This is a genomic window from Halosolutus sp. DAT137 (assembly GCF_059736405.1).
Window position 1 is genome coordinate 32,017 of the sequence record NZ_JCAQID010000009.1, and the last position, 19,150, is coordinate 51,166.

At 65.2% G+C, this 19,150-nt stretch carries 19 protein-coding genes; 11 read left to right on the forward strand and 8 right to left on the reverse strand.

What is annotated here, in order from left to right; genetic code table 11:
- Positions 1 to 305 precede the first annotated feature (305 nt).
- Both AC6I6L_RS15385 and AC6I6L_RS15390 read left to right on the forward strand, forming a co-directional pair.
- On the forward strand, positions 306 to 656 hold the full coding sequence (locus AC6I6L_RS15385) for a DUF7471 family protein (RefSeq protein WP_497918647.1): 351 nt from the start codon (positions 306 to 308) through the stop codon (positions 654 to 656).
- A gap of 48 nt (positions 657 to 704) precedes the next feature.
- Positions 705 to 1,211: a hypothetical protein gene (locus AC6I6L_RS15390; protein WP_497918648.1), complete on the forward strand. Its 507-nt coding sequence runs from the start codon at positions 705 to 707 to the stop codon at positions 1,209 to 1,211.
- Positions 1,212 to 1,357: 146 nt separating this feature from the next.
- On the opposite strand, the gene ribB is transcribed toward AC6I6L_RS15390, so the two are convergent.
- From ribB to AC6I6L_RS15405, 3 genes are all read right to left on the reverse strand, one after another.
- The gene (gene ribB / locus AC6I6L_RS15395; protein WP_497918649.1) at positions 1,358 to 2,089 is read right to left on the reverse strand and encodes a 3,4-dihydroxy-2-butanone-4-phosphate synthase; all 732 of its coding nucleotides are present in this window, start codon (positions 2,087 to 2,089) and stop codon (positions 1,358 to 1,360) included.
- Positions 2,086 to 2,793, reverse strand: coding sequence for a DUF120 domain-containing protein (locus tag AC6I6L_RS15400; protein ID WP_497918650.1), 708 nt, complete (start codon positions 2,791 to 2,793; stop codon positions 2,086 to 2,088). The genes ribB and AC6I6L_RS15400 overlap by 4 nt, the downstream gene beginning before the upstream one ends.
- Before the next feature lie 126 nt (positions 2,794 to 2,919).
- Positions 2,920 to 3,696 carry a DICT sensory domain-containing protein gene (locus AC6I6L_RS15405; RefSeq protein ID WP_497918651.1) on the reverse strand — a complete coding sequence of 259 codons (777 nt, stop codon included), beginning with the start codon at positions 3,694 to 3,696 and terminating at the stop codon, positions 2,920 to 2,922.
- Positions 3,697 to 3,921: 225 nt separating this feature from the next.
- Between AC6I6L_RS15405 and AC6I6L_RS15410 the strand changes: the two genes are divergently transcribed.
- The 8 genes from AC6I6L_RS15410 to AC6I6L_RS15445 all read left to right on the forward strand — a co-directional run bounded on the left by AC6I6L_RS15410 (position 3,922) and on the right by AC6I6L_RS15445 (position 12,815).
- Positions 3,922 to 5,082 carry a glycosyltransferase gene (locus AC6I6L_RS15410; protein WP_497918652.1) on the forward strand — a complete coding sequence of 387 codons (1,161 nt, stop codon included), beginning with the start codon at positions 3,922 to 3,924 and terminating at the stop codon, positions 5,080 to 5,082.
- Positions 5,079 to 6,311: a glycosyltransferase gene (locus tag AC6I6L_RS15415; RefSeq protein WP_497918653.1), complete on the forward strand. Its 1,233-nt coding sequence runs from the start codon at positions 5,079 to 5,081 to the stop codon at positions 6,309 to 6,311. The genes AC6I6L_RS15410 and AC6I6L_RS15415 overlap by 4 nt, the downstream gene beginning before the upstream one ends.
- The gene (locus tag AC6I6L_RS15420) at positions 6,308 to 7,126 is read left to right on the forward strand and encodes a glycosyltransferase family 2 protein (protein WP_497918654.1); all 819 of its coding nucleotides are present in this window, start codon (positions 6,308 to 6,310) and stop codon (positions 7,124 to 7,126) included. Before AC6I6L_RS15415 ends, AC6I6L_RS15420 begins: the two co-directional genes overlap by 4 nt.
- A 40-nt stretch (positions 7,127 to 7,166) precedes the next feature.
- Positions 7,167 to 8,579 (forward strand): sulfatase-like hydrolase/transferase, encoded by a 1,413-nt coding sequence (locus tag AC6I6L_RS15425; protein WP_497918655.1) that lies wholly within the window; start codon positions 7,167 to 7,169, stop codon positions 8,577 to 8,579.
- Between the two features lie 37 nt (positions 8,580 to 8,616).
- The gene (locus tag AC6I6L_RS15430; protein WP_497918656.1) at positions 8,617 to 9,576 is read left to right on the forward strand and encodes an alkaline phosphatase family protein; all 960 of its coding nucleotides are present in this window, start codon (positions 8,617 to 8,619) and stop codon (positions 9,574 to 9,576) included.
- A gap of 143 nt (positions 9,577 to 9,719) precedes the next feature.
- Complete coding sequence (locus tag AC6I6L_RS15435) at positions 9,720 to 10,637, forward strand: glycosyltransferase family 2 protein (protein ID WP_497918657.1); 918 nt, start codon at positions 9,720 to 9,722, stop codon at positions 10,635 to 10,637.
- 107 nt (positions 10,638 to 10,744) lie between these two features.
- Positions 10,745 to 11,794, forward strand: coding sequence for a sulfatase-like hydrolase/transferase (locus AC6I6L_RS15440; RefSeq protein ID WP_497918976.1), 1,050 nt, complete (start codon positions 10,745 to 10,747; stop codon positions 11,792 to 11,794).
- 100 nt (positions 11,795 to 11,894) lie between these two features.
- A complete protein-coding gene (locus AC6I6L_RS15445; protein ID WP_497918658.1) occupies positions 11,895 to 12,815 on the forward strand; it encodes an alkaline phosphatase family protein in 921 nt (306 codons plus the stop codon).
- A gap of 74 nt (positions 12,816 to 12,889) precedes the next feature.
- Here AC6I6L_RS15445 and AC6I6L_RS15450 read toward each other — a convergent pair whose 3' ends face one another.
- On the reverse strand, positions 12,890 to 13,882 hold the full coding sequence (locus AC6I6L_RS15450; protein WP_497918659.1) for an alkaline phosphatase family protein: 993 nt from the start codon (positions 13,880 to 13,882) through the stop codon (positions 12,890 to 12,892).
- Positions 13,883 to 14,197: 315 nt separating this feature from the next.
- On the opposite strand from AC6I6L_RS15450, the gene AC6I6L_RS15455 reads away from it, so the two are divergent.
- Entirely contained in the window at positions 14,198 to 15,640 is a 1,443-nt protein-coding gene (locus AC6I6L_RS15455; RefSeq protein WP_497918660.1) for a lipopolysaccharide biosynthesis protein, read from the forward strand.
- 94 nt (positions 15,641 to 15,734) lie between these two features.
- Here AC6I6L_RS15455 and twy1 read toward each other — a convergent pair whose 3' ends face one another.
- The 4 genes from twy1 to AC6I6L_RS15475 form a co-directional block, all read right to left on the reverse strand.
- A complete protein-coding gene (gene twy1 / locus AC6I6L_RS15460) occupies positions 15,735 to 16,751 on the reverse strand; it encodes a 4-demethylwyosine synthase TYW1 (RefSeq protein WP_497918661.1) in 1,017 nt (338 codons plus the stop codon).
- Positions 16,752 to 16,886: 135 nt separating this feature from the next.
- Entirely contained in the window at positions 16,887 to 17,186 is a 300-nt protein-coding gene (locus tag AC6I6L_RS15465; protein WP_497918662.1) for a hypothetical protein, read from the reverse strand.
- 95 nt (positions 17,187 to 17,281) lie between these two features.
- A complete protein-coding gene (locus AC6I6L_RS15470) occupies positions 17,282 to 18,283 on the reverse strand; it encodes an FkbM family methyltransferase (protein ID WP_497918663.1) in 1,002 nt (333 codons plus the stop codon).
- Between the two features lie 137 nt (positions 18,284 to 18,420).
- Complete coding sequence (locus AC6I6L_RS15475; protein ID WP_497918664.1) at positions 18,421 to 19,104, reverse strand: HAD-IIB family hydrolase; 684 nt, start codon at positions 19,102 to 19,104, stop codon at positions 18,421 to 18,423.
- Positions 19,105 to 19,150 lie beyond the last annotated feature (46 nt).

A 19,150-nucleotide genomic window follows, 5' to 3' on the forward strand; every position in this document is an offset into this window, starting at 1 on the left:
GTCCCGCGAGTGTGAGTAGGGACTACTGCTACCTACATATGATCCCGACATAACGCGGGTCGATCGTTCCCGGCGACTGAGAATCGTCGATCGGTGCGATAGTAGCGACTGAACGTCACTGCACACCTGCTCGCAGGACGGCGTTGTGATCACTGTGTAAATCGTTTCAGTGGCTACTGGGGAAATTCTTGTAATTGCGAACCGGTGACCGCTCGTCACGGGTCCGCGGACGTCGCGGAGAAATTACGAGAGTTCCTCCGACCGAAGCACCTACGGTGCTCTTTCACCGAGGTACCGTACCGGATATGAATGCTCCGAGCCCGTTCGGCGTCCTCTGGCTGGACCCACAACTGGCACCCGTCGTCCTCGCGAGCATCGTCCTCGCCGTTCTCGGAACCACGGTGCTTTTTTGTTGTGGTCTCGTCGCCTACCGTCGTCGCCGATCGACCCGCTATCTGCTGATCACGATCGTTCTCGGGTTGCTCGTCGTTCGATCGGTCGTCGGTCTCGGGACCGTCTTCGGGCTGGTGCCGATGACCGTCCACCACCTCGTCGAACACAGTTTCGACTTTACGATCGCCGTGCTCATCTTGTACGCGGTGTACCGGGCCGGAGCCGGGACCGATCGCGTCTCGATCGGAACCGACGACGATTGACGGCGGTATTCGGGACGGTTTTTTGTTTTCCGTAGACGGATGAATAGTATGAACCGTCGTCCAGTCCTTATCACAGCGGCGACTGCTCTCTCGACTGGGGTAGGAGGCTGTTCGTCTTCGTTCTCCGACGACCCCGTCCTGCCCTCGGACACGGCGATCGAGACGTGGTACGGTCACGACGAGATACTGTCGGACGGGCTTACGCTCGGTCCGGATAGCGGTACGAGAAGAGAACATCACGCGGTACTTACCGATCGGGCGGACGTCGAGGAGCAAATCGTGGACGAATACGCCGACCACGAGTTCGTCTCGGAAACCGATTTTTCGGAGTCGTACCTGGTGATCGTCCAGTACAGGATGCAATCGGATCCGGAACTCGTCCTCGACGAGATCGAACGTGCCGACTACGGACTCGCCGTGACGTTCTCGATCGACTATCCCGCCGACTACGGTGACGACTCGGGCGTTCACACGTTTGCCATCAGAATTACGGACAGCGAGGCGGACGTTCCCGACGAGGTCCAAGTCGAAATCGACGGCGAGGAGGACGCGTGATCGAGACGGGACGGAAGCAGGAAGACGGGACGGAAGCAGGGGAAGACGGGACGGAAGCAGGGGAAGACGGGACGGAAGCAGGGGAAGACGGGACGGAAGCAGGGGATCTCGATCTGGGTCGATCGAACCCGATTGCGACCGAGAACTCAGCCGAGCCGCGACGTAATCTCGCTGCCCTCCAGGTAGGTAAAGCCGTGCCGATCGGCGTAGGCGCGGGCGTCGGCGGGCGTCCGCGCCTGCCCGGATTCATCGTCGAGCATCTCGCAGACGACGACCGCCGGCGGGAGGTCGGCAGCGGCGGCGAGTGCGACGCCGAGTTCGGTGTGGCCCTCGCGGTGGGCGAGCAGGTCGGGGGCGGCCTTCAGCAGGTGGACGTGACCCGGAACCCGGAACTCGTTGGCGAAGTCGATTTCGGTGGGCGCAGCGGCGGCCGCGCCGAGTGCCCGAATGGTGGTCGATCGATCGTCGTCGGTGATCCCGGTGTAGGTGTCGCGGTGGTTGACCGTCAGCGAGAACGAGGAGCGCTCGTCGTAGCCGAGTTCGTGGTCGCCGCTTGCGGGGTGGTCGACGGCCTCGGTGTAAAACGGCAGGTCGAATGCCTCGGCGGTCTCGTGGCCGAGTGCGACACAGACCAGTCCGCCGGCGTCGTTTCGGAGCCGTGAGACGGCCTCGGGTGTGACGGCGTCGGCGTGATAGATGAGGTCCGTCTCCCCTTCTCGGTCCGCTGCGTCGTGGACCAATACTGGCTCTCCGGCGCGAAGTGCAGCGAGTGCAGCGTCGAATGCCGCCGTATCGCCCTCCGGCGTCGTCGCGACACCATCCTCGACGGGTGCGCCGGACTCCGCGTTCGATCGGGTGCTGGGTGAGGGACCGGTCATCGTCGATCACCGACTGACACCGTAATATGATCGCCGTCTTCGAGGTCCAGGGTTTCGCGAAGCTTCTCGGGTGCGATCACCTCGAGTTGGTCCTCGTCGTGGTGCGTGCGCTCGGGGGCGATGGTGTGTGCGCCCTCATACCGGTTGCCGCCGGCCGTTTCGATCGTCGCAGGGTGACAGACCGCGGGCCCGTACGTTCGCTCGTCGGTCTCCCAGCCGTCGATCGGAACGGGTTCGAGCGAGGAAATCGCGCTGCGACGGCGGACGCTCTCCTCTCGCAGATCGACGTTGAGCGTCCCCGGGAACGGCTCGTACCCGAGTCGGTCCTCGAACTGGCGGCTGTACCCCGACAGCGAAATGTAGTGGCGACCTTCGCCCATGCCGCTGGTGACGGTGCCGTCGAGTTCGACTGCCGACTCGGTCTCGAAGAGCCGCCGGTAATCCTCGTACTCGGCGTGAAGCGTCCGCTCGCCGTCGTCGGTGATCGAAACCCACTGCCCGTCGCTGACCGTATCGCGTTCGAGCAGGCCGGCACTGTCGAGGCGCTGGAGCCGGCGGGAAGCGGTCTGGTTGGAGGCGTCGAGTTGATCTGCGAGGCGAGAACAGGAGATCTTCATGTCCCCTTCGAGTCCGCCCTCGAGTGCGAGCAGCTTGAGTACGGCGAGTTCGTCGTGGCCGACGGCGGACTCAGTCGTCAGTGACATACGCACGGATTAGGGATAGTAGCCTAAAAGCATACCGAATGTGGCATGGATAACAGAACTGAGATAGGGTTGCTCGCAGTTTTCCCTACCCCAGCGTTGGTCGATCGGAGCAAAAAGCCACCGGTCTCACAACTCGGTCGCGATGTACGCATCGATCGCCGCGACCCGATCTGAATCCTCGGTCCAGAAGCCATCCCAGATGCCTGGCTCCGTCTCGAGGCAGACGAGTGCAGCGGCGCAGGCGTCCGGTGATTCGTCGGGAGTGTAGACGACGAACCAGCCGTCTTCGTATTCGCGGCTAGTCCCCGTATGCACGCCCACGTCGAGATCCAGTGTGGGGTCGTCGCCGATCCCGTAGACGTGGATGTCAACGTTCGTCGCCCCGAGTTCGCCGTAGACTCTCCGGGTTCCGACCTCGTCGTCGAGGCGCGAAAGTTTCTGGAACGACGATCGAAGCGTTCCGCTGTCACCGCGCCAGGCCAGTTGCTCGATGTATCGGGAGACGAGTATCAAGAGGAGTTTCTCCTTGTGGGCGAGCGGATAGCCACGAAGCCGGAGGCGACTTCCGGCGAGTCCCGCAAGCACGTCGGGTAGTTCGATTTCGCCGAGCCCCCGCGCCCCCGTCACGAAGAGATCGGAGTTGATCGCGAGGATCGCGTCGTAGAGAGTATCCATCGTCGAGTGGGCGATCGGCGTGCCGTCGTCGAGCAGGATGGCCGAGGATCCGTCCGCCTCGAACGCGGTTTCGAAAGCCGGATCGACGTTCGATTCGACGGTAATCGGCTGGTCGGCGAACGTCTCGGCGAGCATCTCCGTGAGTAGTCCCGTTCCGTCGTCGACGCCAGTAACTGCGATCGCGTACTCCGGCCGGCCCGCCTCGTCGATGAACGAGCGAAGTGTCACTATCGACGGTAGTCAAGTCCCGATATTATGTGTTCCGGCCGTCAGGTCTCGTACCGGTCGAGAGTCGGCGTGAGTACCCGGCAGGGCGGCCAGGAGCGATTGTCGTCGGTAACGGGGGCGCATTTCGGCACTCGCTTCGGATACCGTGCGAAATCGTGAATAGTCCCTTGCACAATGCAAGGCGATTGGCTTTGTCGCGATCTGTTGAGAGCTACTCGTACTCCGATGAAGCGACTCCTCGAAGTGCTGTTCGGTTTAGCGGCGTTGACGGGTCTTCCGTATCTGGTCTACCTCGGCGTATTCTACCTCCGGGAACCATCGGGCACCCCCGCGGAGACGTGGCCGCGTGAACCGTCGGTGAGTATCGTCTTGCCGACGTACAACGAAGCGGCGATCGTCGAGTCGAAACTCGCTGAACTCGTCGAATTGGCGTACCCGATGGATCGGGTCGAGATCGTCGTCGTCGATTCGAGCGACGACGGAACGGCCGACCTGGTCGAGGCGTTCTTTGCCGATCGTTCGGAACCGGCGTTAACCCTCATTCGAACGGGCGAGCGCGAGGGGCTTGCGGTCGCGCTGAACGAGGCCTACGCCGCCGCAAGCAACGAGATCGTCGTGAAGACCGACTGTGACTCGCGGCTCGCGCCCGACGCTGTCAGGAAGGCGGCGGCGAACCTCGCGGATCCGGACGTCGCGGCCGTGACCGGGCGCAACACCGACGTGATCGGCGGCAGCGAGGTCGAACGAGGATACCGTGACCTCCAGACGATGATTCAGGTCCTCGAGTCCCACATCGACTCGACGCTGATCTTTCACGGGCCGTTCTCGGCGTTCGAGCGCGACTCGATCGTCCCGATCGACGAGGATTCGATCGCCGACGACACCGAACTCGCACTGAAGATCCGACGCAACGGCGATCGGGTCGTCTTCGATCCGGAGATCCACTACAGAGAAGCGGCTCACTCCGCGTTCGGGAAGCGCCGTAAACAGAAAGATCGGCGTGCGATGGGGCTGTTGCGGCTGCTGTGGCGACAGCGGGATGCACTCGGCCGCCACGGGGCCTACGGACGCGTCGTACTACCGTTCAACTGGTGGTTCATGATCGTCTCGCCGTGGCTCGTCGCCGGCTCGATCGCGCTGGCCACGATCGGCTCGCTGGCCGTCCTCGGCCCGGCTGGCCTCCTCGTTCCGGCCGCGGTTCTCGGCTTTACGGTGCTTGGCTCTCGTGATGCACTCGGTTCGCTCCAGCCGTTGTACTCGCTGTTCGATACCCAGATATCCCTGTTTCGTGCGAGTATCGCCCTCGTTCGTGGACGCACGAACGACGAGCACGTACACGACGGCACCTGGTCGCCCGATCGGGAACTCCGGGAGGTGTTACAGTGACCGACGTCGCCATCCTGCACGATCGCTTCCCCGGCATCGGCGGGGGCGAGGAGTTCGCGATCGAAGCCGCGCGAGTGCTCGACGCACCGATCTACACGACCTACGTCGCCGGCGGGACTGACCTGCCTGCGGACGTCGACGTGATCCCGTTCCAGCAGGCCAAGTACACTTCGCTGCCGTGGCGTCCCTTCCTCGAGTGGTCCAACGAAGGGATGAATCCCCTCGAGACGCTCAACGTGGCCCTCGACATGACCGACGCCCACGAGGAGGTCACCGAGTACGACGTCGTCCTCGAGAGCGCACCGCTTTCGAAGTACTACGTTCCGACGGTCGACCAGCGGATCGTCCACTATCCCCACAGCCCGCCGCGGTGGCTGTACGACCTCTACCGGGATCGGCTCTCGTCGTTCGAGTACCCCTTCGTCCGGAGCGGGATCAAGGCGTACGCGAAGGGGTGGCGAGCGCTGGACAAGGAGGCAAACGACTACGTCGATCAGTTCGTTGCAAACAGCGAGTTGGTCAGAGACCGGATTCGACGGTTCTACGACCGTGACGCCACGGTCGTCTACCCGCCGGTAACCGGCAACTGGCGGACCGACGGCGACGACGGCTACTTTCTCACGTGGTCCCGGCTCGCCCCCGAGAAACGGATCGACCTGATCGCGACGGCCTTCGCGGGACTCGACGAACGCCTCGTGATCGCGGGCGAGGGGGAACAGCGAGAGCGACTGGAGGCCATCGCAGCGACCGCCGACAACATCGAACTGCGGGGCTACGTCGAGGATATCGAATCGCTCGTCGCACGGGCTACCGCAGTCGTGTACGCGCCGAAACGGGAGGACTTCGGGCTGGTCGGGGCCGAGACCATGATGGCCGGCAAACCCCTGCTCGGCGTGAACGAGGGGTTCACGCGGTATCAAATCAAAGGCCAGCGGACCGGGCTCCTCTTCGAGCCGACCGTCGAGTCGATCCGGGACGCGGTTCGACGATTCGATCCGTCCGACTTCGATCCGGTGGAGATCCGCCAGGAGGCGAGGCGGTACGAGTACGATCGCTTCGCGCGCGGACTTCGGGACGTGATCGAGGACACGGCGTCCGGGGAGTCGATCCCCCGACCCGCCGAAGCCGACCGGCGAACCGAGACGGCGGACTCCGGGCGGGATGAGCCGAACGAACGCGCTGGCGAGGGGGCGGACTCGACCACCTTCGAGGGGGTGACCGACGGGTGACGGAGTCCGCAGTAGCGACCGTTTCGCGGCCGATCGACCACCGTGATCCCGACGTCTCCGTGGTCGTTCCGACGGTGCCGGCCAACAGCCACGACGCCGTCGTCGATCACCTCCGCGAGCAAACGATCGACGCCTACGAGGTGATCGTCGTCGACGATCCGACGCGGGATATCTGCGAGGCGCGCAACGCGGGCATCCGCGCGGCGCGGGGTGGGATCGTCGCACTGACCGACGACGACTGCCGGCCGGCACGGGACTGGCTTGCCGGCGTCGAGTGCGCCTTCGATCGCGATCCGGCCCTCGTCTGCCTCGAAGGTGCCGTCCACGGCGGACGGACCTACGACGGCGAGCGCCGCTACGTCGGCTGCAACCTCGCGTTCGATCGCGAGGCGGCACTCGAGGTCGGCGGCTTCCGGTCTGCGTTCGCCGGCTGGCGCGACGACACCGAGTTCGGCTGGCGGATGGAACGCGACGCTCCAGGCCACTGCGCGTACCGCGACGCGGTTCGCATGCACCACCCCGATCAGCCGCGGGCAACGATCGACGAGGAACTCGAGTCGCGTCTGCGCCGGGAGTACCCCGCGCGGTACGAGGAGGTACTCGTCCCCGACACCCTTCCCGGGCGAGTCAACGACTGGCTCTGGCGCACGGGCGTCTGGAATCTCGTCGATACGCTTCGGTACGACCTCCCGGAGGCCGTTCGAGCCGCCCGGACCGACCAACCCAACCCGTCTGAACCACCCAATCCATCCGACCGACCCAACCCGTCTGAACCACCCAATCCATCCGACCAACCCAACACATCCGACAGATGATACCGAATCCTGCCGTCTCCCACAACTCCACACACGATCCATGACGAACGTCGCACTCGTCGTCCTCGACACGCTCCGGGACGACGCCTTCGAGGAACACTTCGATTGGCTTCCCGGCACGCGCTTCGAGCGCGCCTGGACTACGAGCCACTGGACGGTTCCGGCCCACGCGTCGCTCTTTACCGGGCGGTACGGTAGCGAAGTCGGCGTCTACGCCGGCGCACAGACGTTCGACTGTCCGGAATCCCTGCTCGCCGAGCAGTTGCGATCGGCCGGCTACACCACGCGGGCGTTCAGTGCGAACCCCAACCTTTCGCCCGTATTCGACGCCGATCGCGGCTTCGACGAGTTCGAGTTGAGCTGGCGCATTCGACACCACGGCGACGACCTGTTCGACTGGGACGGCTTCATCGCTGAGACCCGCGAGCAGGGACCGGAGCGGTACGCCCGCGCGCTCAAGCAAGTTCTGCTGGGGGACAACCGGACGCTCCCGTCGCTGAAACACGGCGCGGTCTTGAAGCTGCGGGATACGCCGCTCGCGAGCCGCGTCGAACACGTCGACGAGGGCGCGAGTACCGCCCTCGACCTCGTTCGCGACGCGAGCTTCGACGACGACGAGTTCCTCTTTTTGAATCTGATGGAGGCCCACTCGCCGTACGATCCGCCGGCGGCGTGGAAGACCGTCGACGTCGACATCGACGGACTGGCCGCCTCCCTCGGGGAGCCAACGGACGACCCCGCGGCGATCGAACGGGCGTACGACGACTGCGTCCGCTACCTCTCGTTCGTCTACGAGCGGATCTTCGCCCACCTGCGGGAGTCGTTCGACCTGATCGTCACGGTCAGCGACCACGGCGAACTGCTCGGCGAGCACGGCGGCTGGGAGCACCTCTCGGGAATCTATCCGGAACTCGCCCGCGTCCCCCTGTCGATCTACGACGCGCGCGACGGGCCCGTCGAAGACGCCGCCGTCGACGATCGATCGGTGTCGCTCATGGACGTCCACGAGACGGTACTCGCCGCGGCCGGCCTCGAGTCCGAGACCGGAGCGAGAGGGCGCGACCTCACGAATCTTCCGAACGCCGACCGGGAGGGCGATTCGAAGGGGACGGACGGCGAATCCAGCGGCGAACCGGCAGCGAAGGGCTTTCGCGAGGGAGAGGTCCTGGTCGAGTATCACGGTCTCCCCGAACGACACCTCGACGCCCTCCGCCGCAAGGGGTTCGAGGACCTCGACTACCGCGCCGAGTGGCTCGACGGCGTCGCCGTCGCCGACTACTTCGGCTACGAGACGTTCGACGGGTTCGCGGAGTGGGGCGAGTCGCCCTACGAGGACCCGCAAGCCCGGATCGAGGCCCTCGTCGAGACGATCGATCGGCGGACGGACGTCTCCGAGGACCGCGAACTCGACGAATCGGTGATGCGACAGCTCGAGGATCTGGGATACGCATGAGCACGACACTACGATCGTCTCGTGAGGTGAGCCGCTGATGGGGGTCGCCCGGTTCGTACGACGGCTGCCCGAGCGGGGTGCCAGGCGATCGCTCGAGATCGTCTTCGAGTGGGTCGGCCGACAGGTGTGGATGGGCGAGTTCGCCGACGAGAGCGTCTTCGAGCGCGAGTGGGACGTGCTCGTCCTGCTCGACGCCTGCCGGGTCGACCTGATGGCCGCGGTCGCCTCGGAGTACGAGTGGCTTCCCCCGGCCGCTGCGATCGAGGCGGACGCAATCGACTCGGTCGCGGGCTCGTCGAAAGAGTGGATGCGCCGTACGTTCACGCCCGAGCACGCCGAGACGCTCGCGAAGACGGCCTACGTAACCGGCAACCCGTTCTCGGCAGAAGTCCTCAGTGAGGATCACCAGCTCGGGTTGCTCGACGAGGTCTGGCGGTACGCCTGGGACGACGACCTCGGCTCGGTTCGGCCGGACCCGCTCACCGATCGGGCGATCAGTGTCCATCACGAGGGCGAGTTCGATCGCGTTATCGTTCACTACATGCAGCCCCACGTGCCGTTTCTCGACCGCCCGGACCTGCACGCGGGGTACCGGCCGGACAACTGGGGATCGCCGGATTCGGTCGTCGATTCCGACGAGACCGGGTTGAACGTGTGGGGTCGCATTCGACAGGGGGAACTCGATCGCGACGAGGTGTGGGCGGCCTACGCCGACAACCTCCGGACGGGTCTGGACTCGGTCGAGACGCTCCGGCGCAACGTCGACGGGACGCTGATCCTGAGTTCGGACCACGGCAACGCGATCGGCGAACTCGGCATCTGGGGGCATCCTGACAAACCCGTTTCGAGCATCAGGCGGGTGCCGTGGATCGAACTCGAAGCCCGCGACGAGGGCACGAGAGAGCCGACGCTCGACCCCGACGTGGCGGACGGAGACGACCGCCCGATCGACGTCGACGTCCAGGAGCGCCTGGCGTCGCTCGGATACACGGAGTAACACATGTTGAGACTGACGCTGACACGACCGGAACCGATCGACGGGCCGAACCCGATCGACGTGCCGAGTCGGATCGACGAACCACCCCCGGTCATCGTACCGACCCGGGTCGACGGCACGAACGGGGCGGAGGTGAACTCGCCGTGAGCGCGCCCGCCGTCGCTCTCGGAGTCAAAGTGTTCAACCGAACCGAGAAACTCGAGCGGCTTCTCGAGTCCGTCCCCGGAGACACCTACGAGACGGTCTACGTCGCCGACGACGGGCGAACGGACGATCGGACGCACCTCTACGAGCGGGACTGGCCGTTCGACCTCGAATGCATCGATCTACCGTACGACGCGGGGCTCGGCCGCGGTCGCAACGCGATCGTCGACGCGCTCTCCGAGGAGTTCCTGACGATCGTCGACAGCGACCACGAGGTGCCGAAGAACGCGGACATCCTCGCGAGACAGCTCGAAGCGCGCCCGGAGTTCGGCGGGATCAGCGGGCTGTTACTGGAACACGGGCGGATCCAGGGACTGTGTCACGACCTGTTCGAGGAGGGCGACGTGCTCGTCCGCGATACGGGTCCGAAGACGGCCCGGACGGTCGCCGACTATCCGCTTGTCGAGTTCGATTTCGTTCCGAACGTCACGACGTTCCGTCGGGCGTGTCTCGAGGAACTGGCCTGGGACGAACGGTACGTGATCGGTCGCGAACACCTCGACTTCTTCGTCGGCCACTGGAAGGGGACCGACTGGCGGTTCGGAACCTGCCCTGCCGTGGTTTTTCCCCACCATCCCGGCGGCGGTAGCGAGTACGACACCAACCGCCACGACCCCGCCAAGCACCTGGCGAGCGAGTCGTACTTTCGCGAGAAGTGGGGATACGACCAGGTCGTCGCCCGCGAGTTCTGGCTCGGAAACCAGTCCGTCGACAAACCCCTCGCCGTCTTCGACGGGGATATCCCCGTCCCCACGTGGCTGGGCGCGAAAGTGGTAGCCCTTCGCGACGCGCGGCTTCGACTTCGGGCCGCGACTGCGAGCGCGATCGACCTGTTGCCAGAGGTGACCCGGCGATGACGACGGAGCGGAATACGGACACGGAGGCAGCGGCGGATTCGATCGAAACGCCCCGACAGACGCTCCTCGTTACTGTCGACTCGCTGCGCGCCGACCACTTCGACGAGATGGATCGGACGAGAGACTATCTCGACCGAACCCACCCGCGGGCGTTCGCGACCTCGACGGCGACGCTCGGGAGTTTCCCCGCGATCGTCGGCGGGGAGTACGCGACCGGCGACGGCCTCAACGAGGGAACGAGCGTCGCCAGCGCGTTCGATCGCCACAGCGTCGCAGTAACGACCAACCATCTCCTCTCGTCCGCGTACGGCTACGACGAGGGATTCGACTCGTTCGCCTCGCCGAAGGGTGACGGAGCGACGCTGAAAGACAAGGGTGCGATCGTGCTCGATCGCGGCACCCTCGCGTACCGGCTCGCCAGTTGGGGCTGGAACCGGTATCAGGCGCTTCGCAGCCGCGTTGTCGACCTCGAGAAGTCGTTTCGGCCGGCCGAGGACGTGATCGAGGCGTTTCTCGCGGACTGTACGGAGCGCGACGAGTGGTTCGGCTGGCTCCACTTCATGGAACCTCACCACCCCTACGATCCGGACGGCGCGAGCGTGAGCCGGGCCGAGGCCCAGCGGGTGACTCGTCGCGTACTCGCGGGCCGGGGCTCGGCGGACGACGCGGAACTCGTCCGTGATCTCTACCGCCGGGAGGTCGCCGAACTCGATCGGAAATTGGCGCGACTCTGGAGTGCGATCCCCGACGGGACGCGGGTCGTCTTCTGTGCGGACCACGGCGAGTTGCTCGGCGAGGACGGCCTGTGGGGTCACCCCGGCGAGATGCGGTCTGAACTGCTCCGCGTGCCCTTCGGGACGCGAAACGCGCCCGACGTCGGCGAGGTCGTCTCGCTGATCGACGTCCCGACCATCCTTACCGGGAGCGAACACGGCGTCGGGACGCTCGATCGGACGGTCGCGTTCGCCGCCTACGGCGAACAAAAGGCGGCGATGAACGCCGACCACCTCGCGACGAGCGAGGGAACCGCCCGACTCGTCGACGGCGAACCGGCGAGCGACCCCGCCCTCGAACGACAACTCGAACGGTTCGATCCCGCGTACGTGGTCACAGAGGACGCGCTACGAGAAGACCTGGAGGATCTGGGATACGCATGACCGACGATCGACGCCGGAAGAGCGACGGGCGAGAACTCGCAACCGCCGGCCGCCGACCGATCGCTGGCCGACACCGCTCGAACGCCGGAGGGGGCGGCGAATGACGGTCGTCGTGTTGGCACTGGACGCCCTCGACGCCGGACTGGTCGAGCACTTCGACCTCGACGCCGTCCGACTCGACTCGAGTAGCGCCCTCGAAACGTTCGCGCGAACGCAGGACGTTCCGTACACGCCCGAGGTGTGGGCGACGGTGGCGACCGGTCTACCTCCCGACGAACACGGTGTCACCGGCGGCGGAACGAGCGAGTGGGACAACCCCGTCCTCGAAGGGCTCTCGCGCGTCTCGGGTCGGCTGGACGAGTCGACTCGCGGGACGCTCGGCCGGGTCGTCCGATCGCGGACGGGAGAGCGCGAGCGGATCGGCCGTACCGACGCCGAATCGATGTTCGACGCCGACGGTGCCGTCGTCCACAACTGGCCGGGAGTCGCAGACGGCCGGCCGCTCCAGCGAGCCTGGGACCTGATGAACGCCGTCGCGCAGGGAACGCCCCGTAGCGAGTTCGAACGCGACCTGTTCGGCCAGGCCGTCCAGCAGTTCGCCTGGGCTCGCGAGATGGTTCGCCATCCGGTCTCGATCGCCGGCGTCCACGTGCACGCGCTGGACGCGGCCGGTCACGCCTACGCCGACGACGAGGACGCGCTCGGACACGCCTACGCTCGCGTCGGGGAGTTCGTCCAGACCGTCGTCGACGCGCTCGGAGAGGGCGACGACCTCCTGTTGCTCAGCGACCACGGGATGCGCGCGGCGTTTTATCCGCCCGACGCCGACGAGAACCCGGCGACTCACTCCTGGCGAGCGTACGCGAGTTCGACCGCAGAAACCTGTCCGGAATCGGTGTACGACGTCCGGGAGTGGGTCGAAGAGCGCGCACGGACCACGCGAATCGGGGGCGACGACGTCAGCGAGGAGGGCGTCGACATCCCGAGAGACCACCTTCGAGAACTGGGGTATCTCGACTGATCGACGGTGCACTCGAGAGTCGGAGAATCACGGCGGGTACGACGCGCGAGGCGACCTGCTGACTTCCGCGGACCTCACTCGAGATACCCGAGATCCCGAAGCTGTTGCTCGGTCGTGTCCATCACCGCCGATCGACGATCGGCTCGTTCCCCGCCCGCGTCGGTGCGTGCGTCGACCCAGTCGCGAACGTCGAAGACGCTCTCGGGCGGCTCGTCGTCGATCGTCGTCGACGCGACCGCGCGGAAACTGTGGAAACCGGGCTCGGAATCGCCGTCGATCCACCCGACTTGCATCCCGTGATCCGACAGCACCAGCAACTCGTCGACGTGTTCGCGGACGGACCCGAGCAGGCGATCGACTCGATCGTAAACGTCCCGGAGACGATCGGGGTGAGTCGCGAAGGCGTGACCCGCCGCGTCGAGGACGTGCATGTGAACGCCGGCGACGGCGACATCCGTCTGCCCCATCCCCTGGAGCCAGCCGACCTCGAGGCCGGCGTTCCCGTACACGCGTCGCCAGAGTTCGGCGTCGCTGATCTCGCCGTTCGAGGCGAGGTTGAGCCAGTGCCAGGTCTCGCTCAGGTGCTCGGCAGGGGTGACCCCCGGCCACCAGCGTCCGACGCGATCGGCGGGTTCGAAGAGATGAGAGTGGTCGGTCTGCCGGAGGGTCATTCCGACGTCGCCGACGAAGCCAGCGCCGCCCGTCCCCCCGTCCACGTTCGGACTGCCGCCATCGCCTGCGCCGCCGCCCGCGCCGGAGTCGCCGCGCAGCCACGTTCCGATCGTGATGCGCGTTTCCTTCGGAAGGAGATACGGCGCGACTTTGCTCGCGTATTCGATCGCCGGGTTCCGCCACTGCTGTTGCTCCCCGGTCGAGGCGAGGCCGTGTTCCTCGGGGCCGACGCCCGTCGCCACCGACGTCCACACTTCGAGCGTGTTCGGGTTCTGCCCGGAGTGTGCGAACGTCTCGAGTTCGCGGTGGCGATCGAGGAGTATGTTCTCGCAGTTCCACTCGCGGGCGAGGGCGTAGTCGGCGGCGTCGAGGGCGATGACTCCCAGCGTCCTCATACACCGACGAACCACGAACCGCTATTTAACCTCCGGGCTGCGACCCACCGCCTCGCGGACTCGGCGACGGATCGATCGGCGGCCGGCGTCTCAGCGGCCGTAGCAGGCGGTACACTGATACCGCCGGACGATGCAGTGGGTTCTAACGCGACCTCGTCCGCTGATATCGATGCTGAGGATCCCCTGTTTCCCCGACTTGCGGCACTCTGAGGTGACCGTTCGAGCGGCGATCGGAACGGTCGATCGCACACCGCTGGCAGGACGACCCGCAACTGACGACCAGAGGCCGTGTTCGCCGCTCCCGGCCCGAGACACATGACGGACGCGACGTCGGTCAGCCTCGGCGGAGAGACGGTGAAGGCGACGGTTGCGAAGTTCACGATGGCCGCGATCGGATTCGCCGGGACCGTCGTCTTCGCTCGAGTGCTCGGCCCGACCGGATTCGGCGGGTTCTACCTGCTCTTCTCGCTGGTGAAACTCGCCGATCGGGCGGTCAACGGGTGGGGGACGGCGATCATGAAGCGGTTCTCCGAGACCGATGCCCCGGAGCGGGAACTCATCGGGGGTCAGTTCGCGTTCACGCTCGCGTGGCTCGTCGTGACGGGAGCGGCCGCCGTCCTCGCATCGGGGTGGCTCGTCTCCTACACCGGACTCCCCGAAGCGCCGGTCCTGTTCGTCGTCCTGATGGCGTCGGTCACGCTCTACGAGCCGATCGACCGGGTCGTCCAGGCGCGCGGACTCATCGGTGCCTCGATGTGGGTAGACACGTTCCGATCGCTGCTCACGTTTCCGCTCCAGCTCGCGCTCGTCCTCCTCGGGTTGGGTGCCGCCGGCATGGCCTACGGCCTCGCCGCGGCGACGTTCCTGTCGGTACCGGTGCTCTGGCACTTCGTCCGGGTGCGGCCGACGACGCCGTCTCGCCCGACGCTGTCGAGTCTCTGGTCGTACGCGAAGTACAGCATCCCGAACTCGGTTCTGGGACAGGCGTACGATCGGTTCGACATCCTCTTGCTCGGGTTCTTGCTGGCGCCCGCAGCGGCCGGCCAGTACGAGGTCGCGCTGAAGCTCACGCTCCCGGCGACGTTCGTGATGCTGGCCGCCCAGAGCGGATTGATGGCCCGGGTTAGCCGCCTCCACAGCCAGGGCGAGGGTGTGAGCACCGATGTCTCGAACACGGTCGCGTTCTCGAGCATCGTCGCGATTCCGATGCTGTTCGGTGCGGTTGCGATGCCCGAAGTGCTCGTCGTGACCGCGTTCGGTCCCGAGTACGCCGACGCCGCGTCGCTGCTCGTCGGCCTCGCGATGTTTCAGGTTGCGAGCACGCAAAGCGGGCCGCTGACGAGCGCGATCGCCGGGATCGACCGGCCCGAAATCAACACGCGGATCTCGGCGCTGACGCTCGCGATCAATATCGTCCTCGGGGTCGCACTGACGCTCTCGTTCGGCGCGATCGGGGTCGTCGTCGCGACGGTGATCGCGGAGACGCTCCGGTACATCCTCTCGGCCCGGGTGATCAGGCGGGAACTGCAGGACGTCGTGTTGTTCCCACGGGCGATCGTCGAACAGGTCGGGGCCGCGGCGTTGATGTTCGTCGTGGTCTTCTCGCTGGTGCGAACCGTGACGATCGATCGGTGGTACGTGTTGATCGGCGTCGTCTCGATCGGCGCAGCGGTCTACTCGCTCGTGCTGGTCGCGATCAGCAGAAAGCTCAGGGTGACGATCGAAGGCGTCGTCCGGGGGTCCCGACTCGAGTGGTAGACAGCGCGCGAGTCGGCCTGTGCGGACGGGCTACAGTTCGCGTAGCTGCACTCGTCGATCGGTTCTCGGATACTCCGCACAGCTCGACCACCGATCAGTCGCCGGTCACCGGATCGCGCGCCCAGAACTCGCTTCCCTTCTTGAGCTTCGGCACCCAGGTGTCGCTGGTCTTCGAAAGGAGGGCGACGCGGGAGGCCGGAACGTCTTTGATTTCGGTAAACTCGGGCATATACTCCCGGACCTGCTCGGTGAACTCGACGACCTCCTCGTGATCGGGCATCGACGATCGGTCGAGACGACCCCGTGAGTGGCCGACGTGCATGTACGCCTTCAGTTCGATAAAGTCGGGATCGGCCTGCTGGTAGAAGCCGGCGTACCAGTCGGGGTGGTGCATATTCTCGCCCTTGACGAGGGTCGTCCGAAGGACGGTTCGCGTCTCGTCCTTTTGGGCGAGGACGTCCATCGTCTCGAGCAGTCGCTCCCAGGCGTCGTCTTCCATCGCCTTGACGACCTGATCGAAGGTGTGTCGCTCCGGGGCATCGACGCTGACGTACAGCTGCGTGGGGTCACACTCCCGAAGCACCTCGGGTCGGGTGCCGTTCGAGACGAGGAACGTGGTGATGTCCCGATCGTGGAAGGCCTCGATCAGTTCCGGCAGGTAGGGGTACAGCGACGGTTCGCCGTCCAGCGAGATGGCGACGTGACGGGGTTCCATCGACTGTTCGAAGACCTCGCGCGGGACGTCCTCGTTGCCCCCGAATCCGGAGAGGAGTTTTGTCTGGAGTTCGAGGGAGGCGTCGACGACGGCCTCGGGGTCGTCCCACTCGACATCGTCCATCTCGTAGGCGTGGCCCCTGTGATCGCGCCAGCAGAAGACACAGCGCTCGTTGCACTTGACGACGGGCGTCATCTGGATGCAGCGGTGGGATTCGATTCCGTAGTAGATGTTCTTGTAACACTTCCCTTCGCCGCGGAGGGCGTTGGCCGTCCAGCCGCAGGTCTGTGCCGCGGTGTGGTTTTCGCTGTGGTAGTCCGGACTCGAAACCTGTGCCGCCCCGCCGTCCCCGTCGGCGGCGTCGGTTGCAGTCCCCGGATCGGCGGAGTCGCTCATGTTGCAGGTCGTTGGACGGGCGTCTTCAAAAGACGTGTGGTGTGGATTGTGCCGACGCGATCGCGCGGGGTCGTTGCGGCGATCGTTTACCGGTGCCCTGACGATCGACCGCGGAAAAAACCCCCGCTCGATCGCTCACTTCTTGTGTGGCAACTGACCCGGTTCGGCCGGTTCCTCGTCTTCGGTCGTGACCTCCCGCTCGAAGCCGTACAGCACGAGTCCGGTGTTGGCGGTAAGGATGACGCCCGTCATCGGCGCGGTCGGAACGAAGAGATACAGACTCAGTCCCATGACGATCGGAATCGCCGTAATCGCGGCCCACAGCCGCGGTCGCCCCATCCCGACGCGCGTCGCATCCCGGAGGACGTAGGCGAACACGCCGATCGTGGCCACGAGGCCGAAAAGCGCGATCAGGGGTGACTCAACCGGTCCCATACTGATCACTTGGTCGGACGGAGGAAAAGCGTTCTGAGAGTGGCGCCCTCGGCGGGCGTCGGTCGGTAACGGGGTCGCCGCCGGGTCGTTCGTGGTCATCGAGTGCGTCTGAGAATGACGTGGATCGATTGCTCCTCGTCGATCTCGCGTAACTCGTCGAACGAGTTCCACGGGAGCCGGACTTCGTACCACATCGGCCCGACGAGGTCCGTCACGGCGACGATCTCGAGCTTGGCGTCCTCGAGGGTCCGAAGCAGTTGCTCGAACGCCTCGTCGTCCAGTCTGGACCGGTGAAGTTCGAAAAAGACGACCAACGGCTGCTCGGACTGGAGTACGTCGGGCATTCCCTGAAACACCTGTGCTTCGTATCCCTCGACGTCCATCCGGACGACGTTGATCGATTCCGGTGTAACGTCGCGCTCGTCGAGGATCGTCGACGTCGTCTTCTGTGGAACGTCTATCTGTTCTTCGAGGTGGTGTTTCCGCACGAACGACTCCTCGTCGACGTGCGATTTGTTACTCAACGGCAAGATATTGAACGTAACCGTGCCGTCGCTGTCTCCTACCGCCACCCGCTCGACGTCGATCAGGTCGGCATACCCGTTGTGTTCGATCGATCGCAACAGGAGGTCGACGTTTCTCGGATCGGGTTCGAAGGCCAGTACCCGACCCCGATCGCCGAGAACGTGTGCCTCAAGGAGTGCGTAGTAACCGATGTTCGCGCCGATTTCCAGGACAGTAACGGTCGAATCGATCCGCTCTGTGAGTCGTTCGAGTTCCGTCTCGAAGATGCTGGCCGACAGTTCTTCACGGCCACCGTACATGAGCAACTCCTGTGAAAGACCGGCCATCGACGGGTCGAGAAACATCTCACTGCCGTTGATTTCGCGTATCACGACTCCATCCTCACCCTTCCAGTCGAGATACCGCAGGTACGCGTTCCAGTCGAGGAGTCCGCCCGTGGCACTGCCGAGTAACGGACCGACCTCTCCCCGGCGGACCCAGCGCTCGATCTTGCGACGATTGGTCTCGATCCAGGGCTGGACGTCCGATGGATCGCTGACTGCCCGTGTCACTTTCGCGATAACGTCCGCCATGCGTGCGGTATCGACGCCGGCGCTTTTGAAGATATTTCAATCGAGATAGAGACTACTACTTTTCTAGAAGTGTCCCGCGGCGGAAGTCGTCCGAACGGGCCACGGGAGCGGACTGCGCGTCGACTCCGGCCGGAGCCTTATTCGGTTGCACGAACTCGGTCGAGGACCGCCATCGTTCCATCAGCGTGGACGCGATCGAGAACCTCGTCGGCTGCCGCCTTCGCGGCCTCGTCGGCGTTCGCGACGGCAAAACTCCGTCCGACGACCTCGAACGTCGAGACGTCGTTGATCGAGTCACCGACGGCTACGCAGTCGTCGAGGTCGACGCCGACGTGTTCAGCGATCGTCGCGACGCCGTCGCCTTTGTTCGGACTGACGTCTTTGACGTGATAGGCGTAGCCGGTGTCGACCACTTCGAGCCCGTGGTCGGCGGCGATTTCGCGAAGCGGCCCGATCGGTTGCTCCAGATTCACGGCGATCTCGGTCTCTCGCCACCGGTTGACGGTGTCCTCATCGCCCCAGCCTGGCGAATAGCCACTGGCGCGGTACGCTTCGAGGACGGCCTGAGCGGCGTCGCGATCGGCCGTAAAGTAGACGTCGTCACCGGTGTAGACGACGCCGCCGTTTTCGGCGACGACGAGTTCCGGCACGCCGATGAAGTGACAGAGCGCGATCGGATAGGGGAACGCCTTGCCGGTCGCGATTACGACTGGAGCGTCCCACTCCCGGATCGGGTCGAAGACGCGCGGGTCGATGCCCCACCCGTCGGGGCGGGTCAGTGTGCCGTCGATGTCGAGTACGAGCGGCGGGTCGTCGGCCATACCCGGTAGTGGGGACAGCGGCGTCAAAAACGATCGGTTCGTTCGC

Bases quoted from the DNA above. Each gene is read 5' to 3' on its own strand.
- AC6I6L_RS15385 (WP_497918647.1), top strand. From the start codon at position 306: ATGAATGCTCCGAGCCCGTTCGGCGTCCTCTGGCTGGACCCACAACTG.
- AC6I6L_RS15440 (WP_497918976.1), top strand. From the start codon at position 10,745: ATGGATCGGACGAGAGACTATCTCGACCGAACCCACCCGCGGGCGTTC.
- AC6I6L_RS15445 (WP_497918658.1), top strand. From the start codon at position 11,895: ATGACGGTCGTCGTGTTGGCACTGGACGCCCTCGACGCCGGACTGGTC.
- AC6I6L_RS15465 (WP_497918662.1), bottom strand. From the start codon at position 17,186: ATGGGACCGGTTGAGTCACCCCTGATCGCGCTTTTCGGCCTCGTGGCC.
- AC6I6L_RS15410 (WP_497918652.1), top strand. From the start codon at position 3,922: ATGAAGCGACTCCTCGAAGTGCTGTTCGGTTTAGCGGCGTTGACGGGT.
- AC6I6L_RS15430 (WP_497918656.1), top strand. From the start codon at position 8,617: ATGGGGGTCGCCCGGTTCGTACGACGGCTGCCCGAGCGGGGTGCCAGG.
- AC6I6L_RS15390 (WP_497918648.1), top strand. From the start codon at position 705: ATGAACCGTCGTCCAGTCCTTATCACAGCGGCGACTGCTCTCTCGACT.
- AC6I6L_RS15400 (WP_497918650.1), bottom strand. From the start codon at position 2,793: ATGTCACTGACGACTGAGTCCGCCGTCGGCCACGACGAACTCGCCGTA.
- AC6I6L_RS15470 (WP_497918663.1), bottom strand. From the start codon at position 18,283: ATGGCGGACGTTATCGCGAAAGTGACACGGGCAGTCAGCGATCCATCG.
- ribB (WP_497918649.1), bottom strand. From the start codon at position 2,089: ATGACCGGTCCCTCACCCAGCACCCGATCGAACGCGGAGTCCGGCGCA.
- AC6I6L_RS15450 (WP_497918659.1), bottom strand. From the start codon at position 13,882: ATGAGGACGCTGGGAGTCATCGCCCTCGACGCCGCCGACTACGCCCTC.
- AC6I6L_RS15475 (WP_497918664.1), bottom strand. From the start codon at position 19,104: ATGGCCGACGACCCGCCGCTCGTACTCGACATCGACGGCACACTGACC.
- twy1 (WP_497918661.1), bottom strand. From the start codon at position 16,751: ATGAGCGACTCCGCCGATCCGGGGACTGCAACCGACGCCGCCGACGGG.
- AC6I6L_RS15455 (WP_497918660.1), top strand. From the start codon at position 14,198: ATGACGGACGCGACGTCGGTCAGCCTCGGCGGAGAGACGGTGAAGGCG.
- AC6I6L_RS15425 (WP_497918655.1), top strand. From the start codon at position 7,167: ATGACGAACGTCGCACTCGTCGTCCTCGACACGCTCCGGGACGACGCC.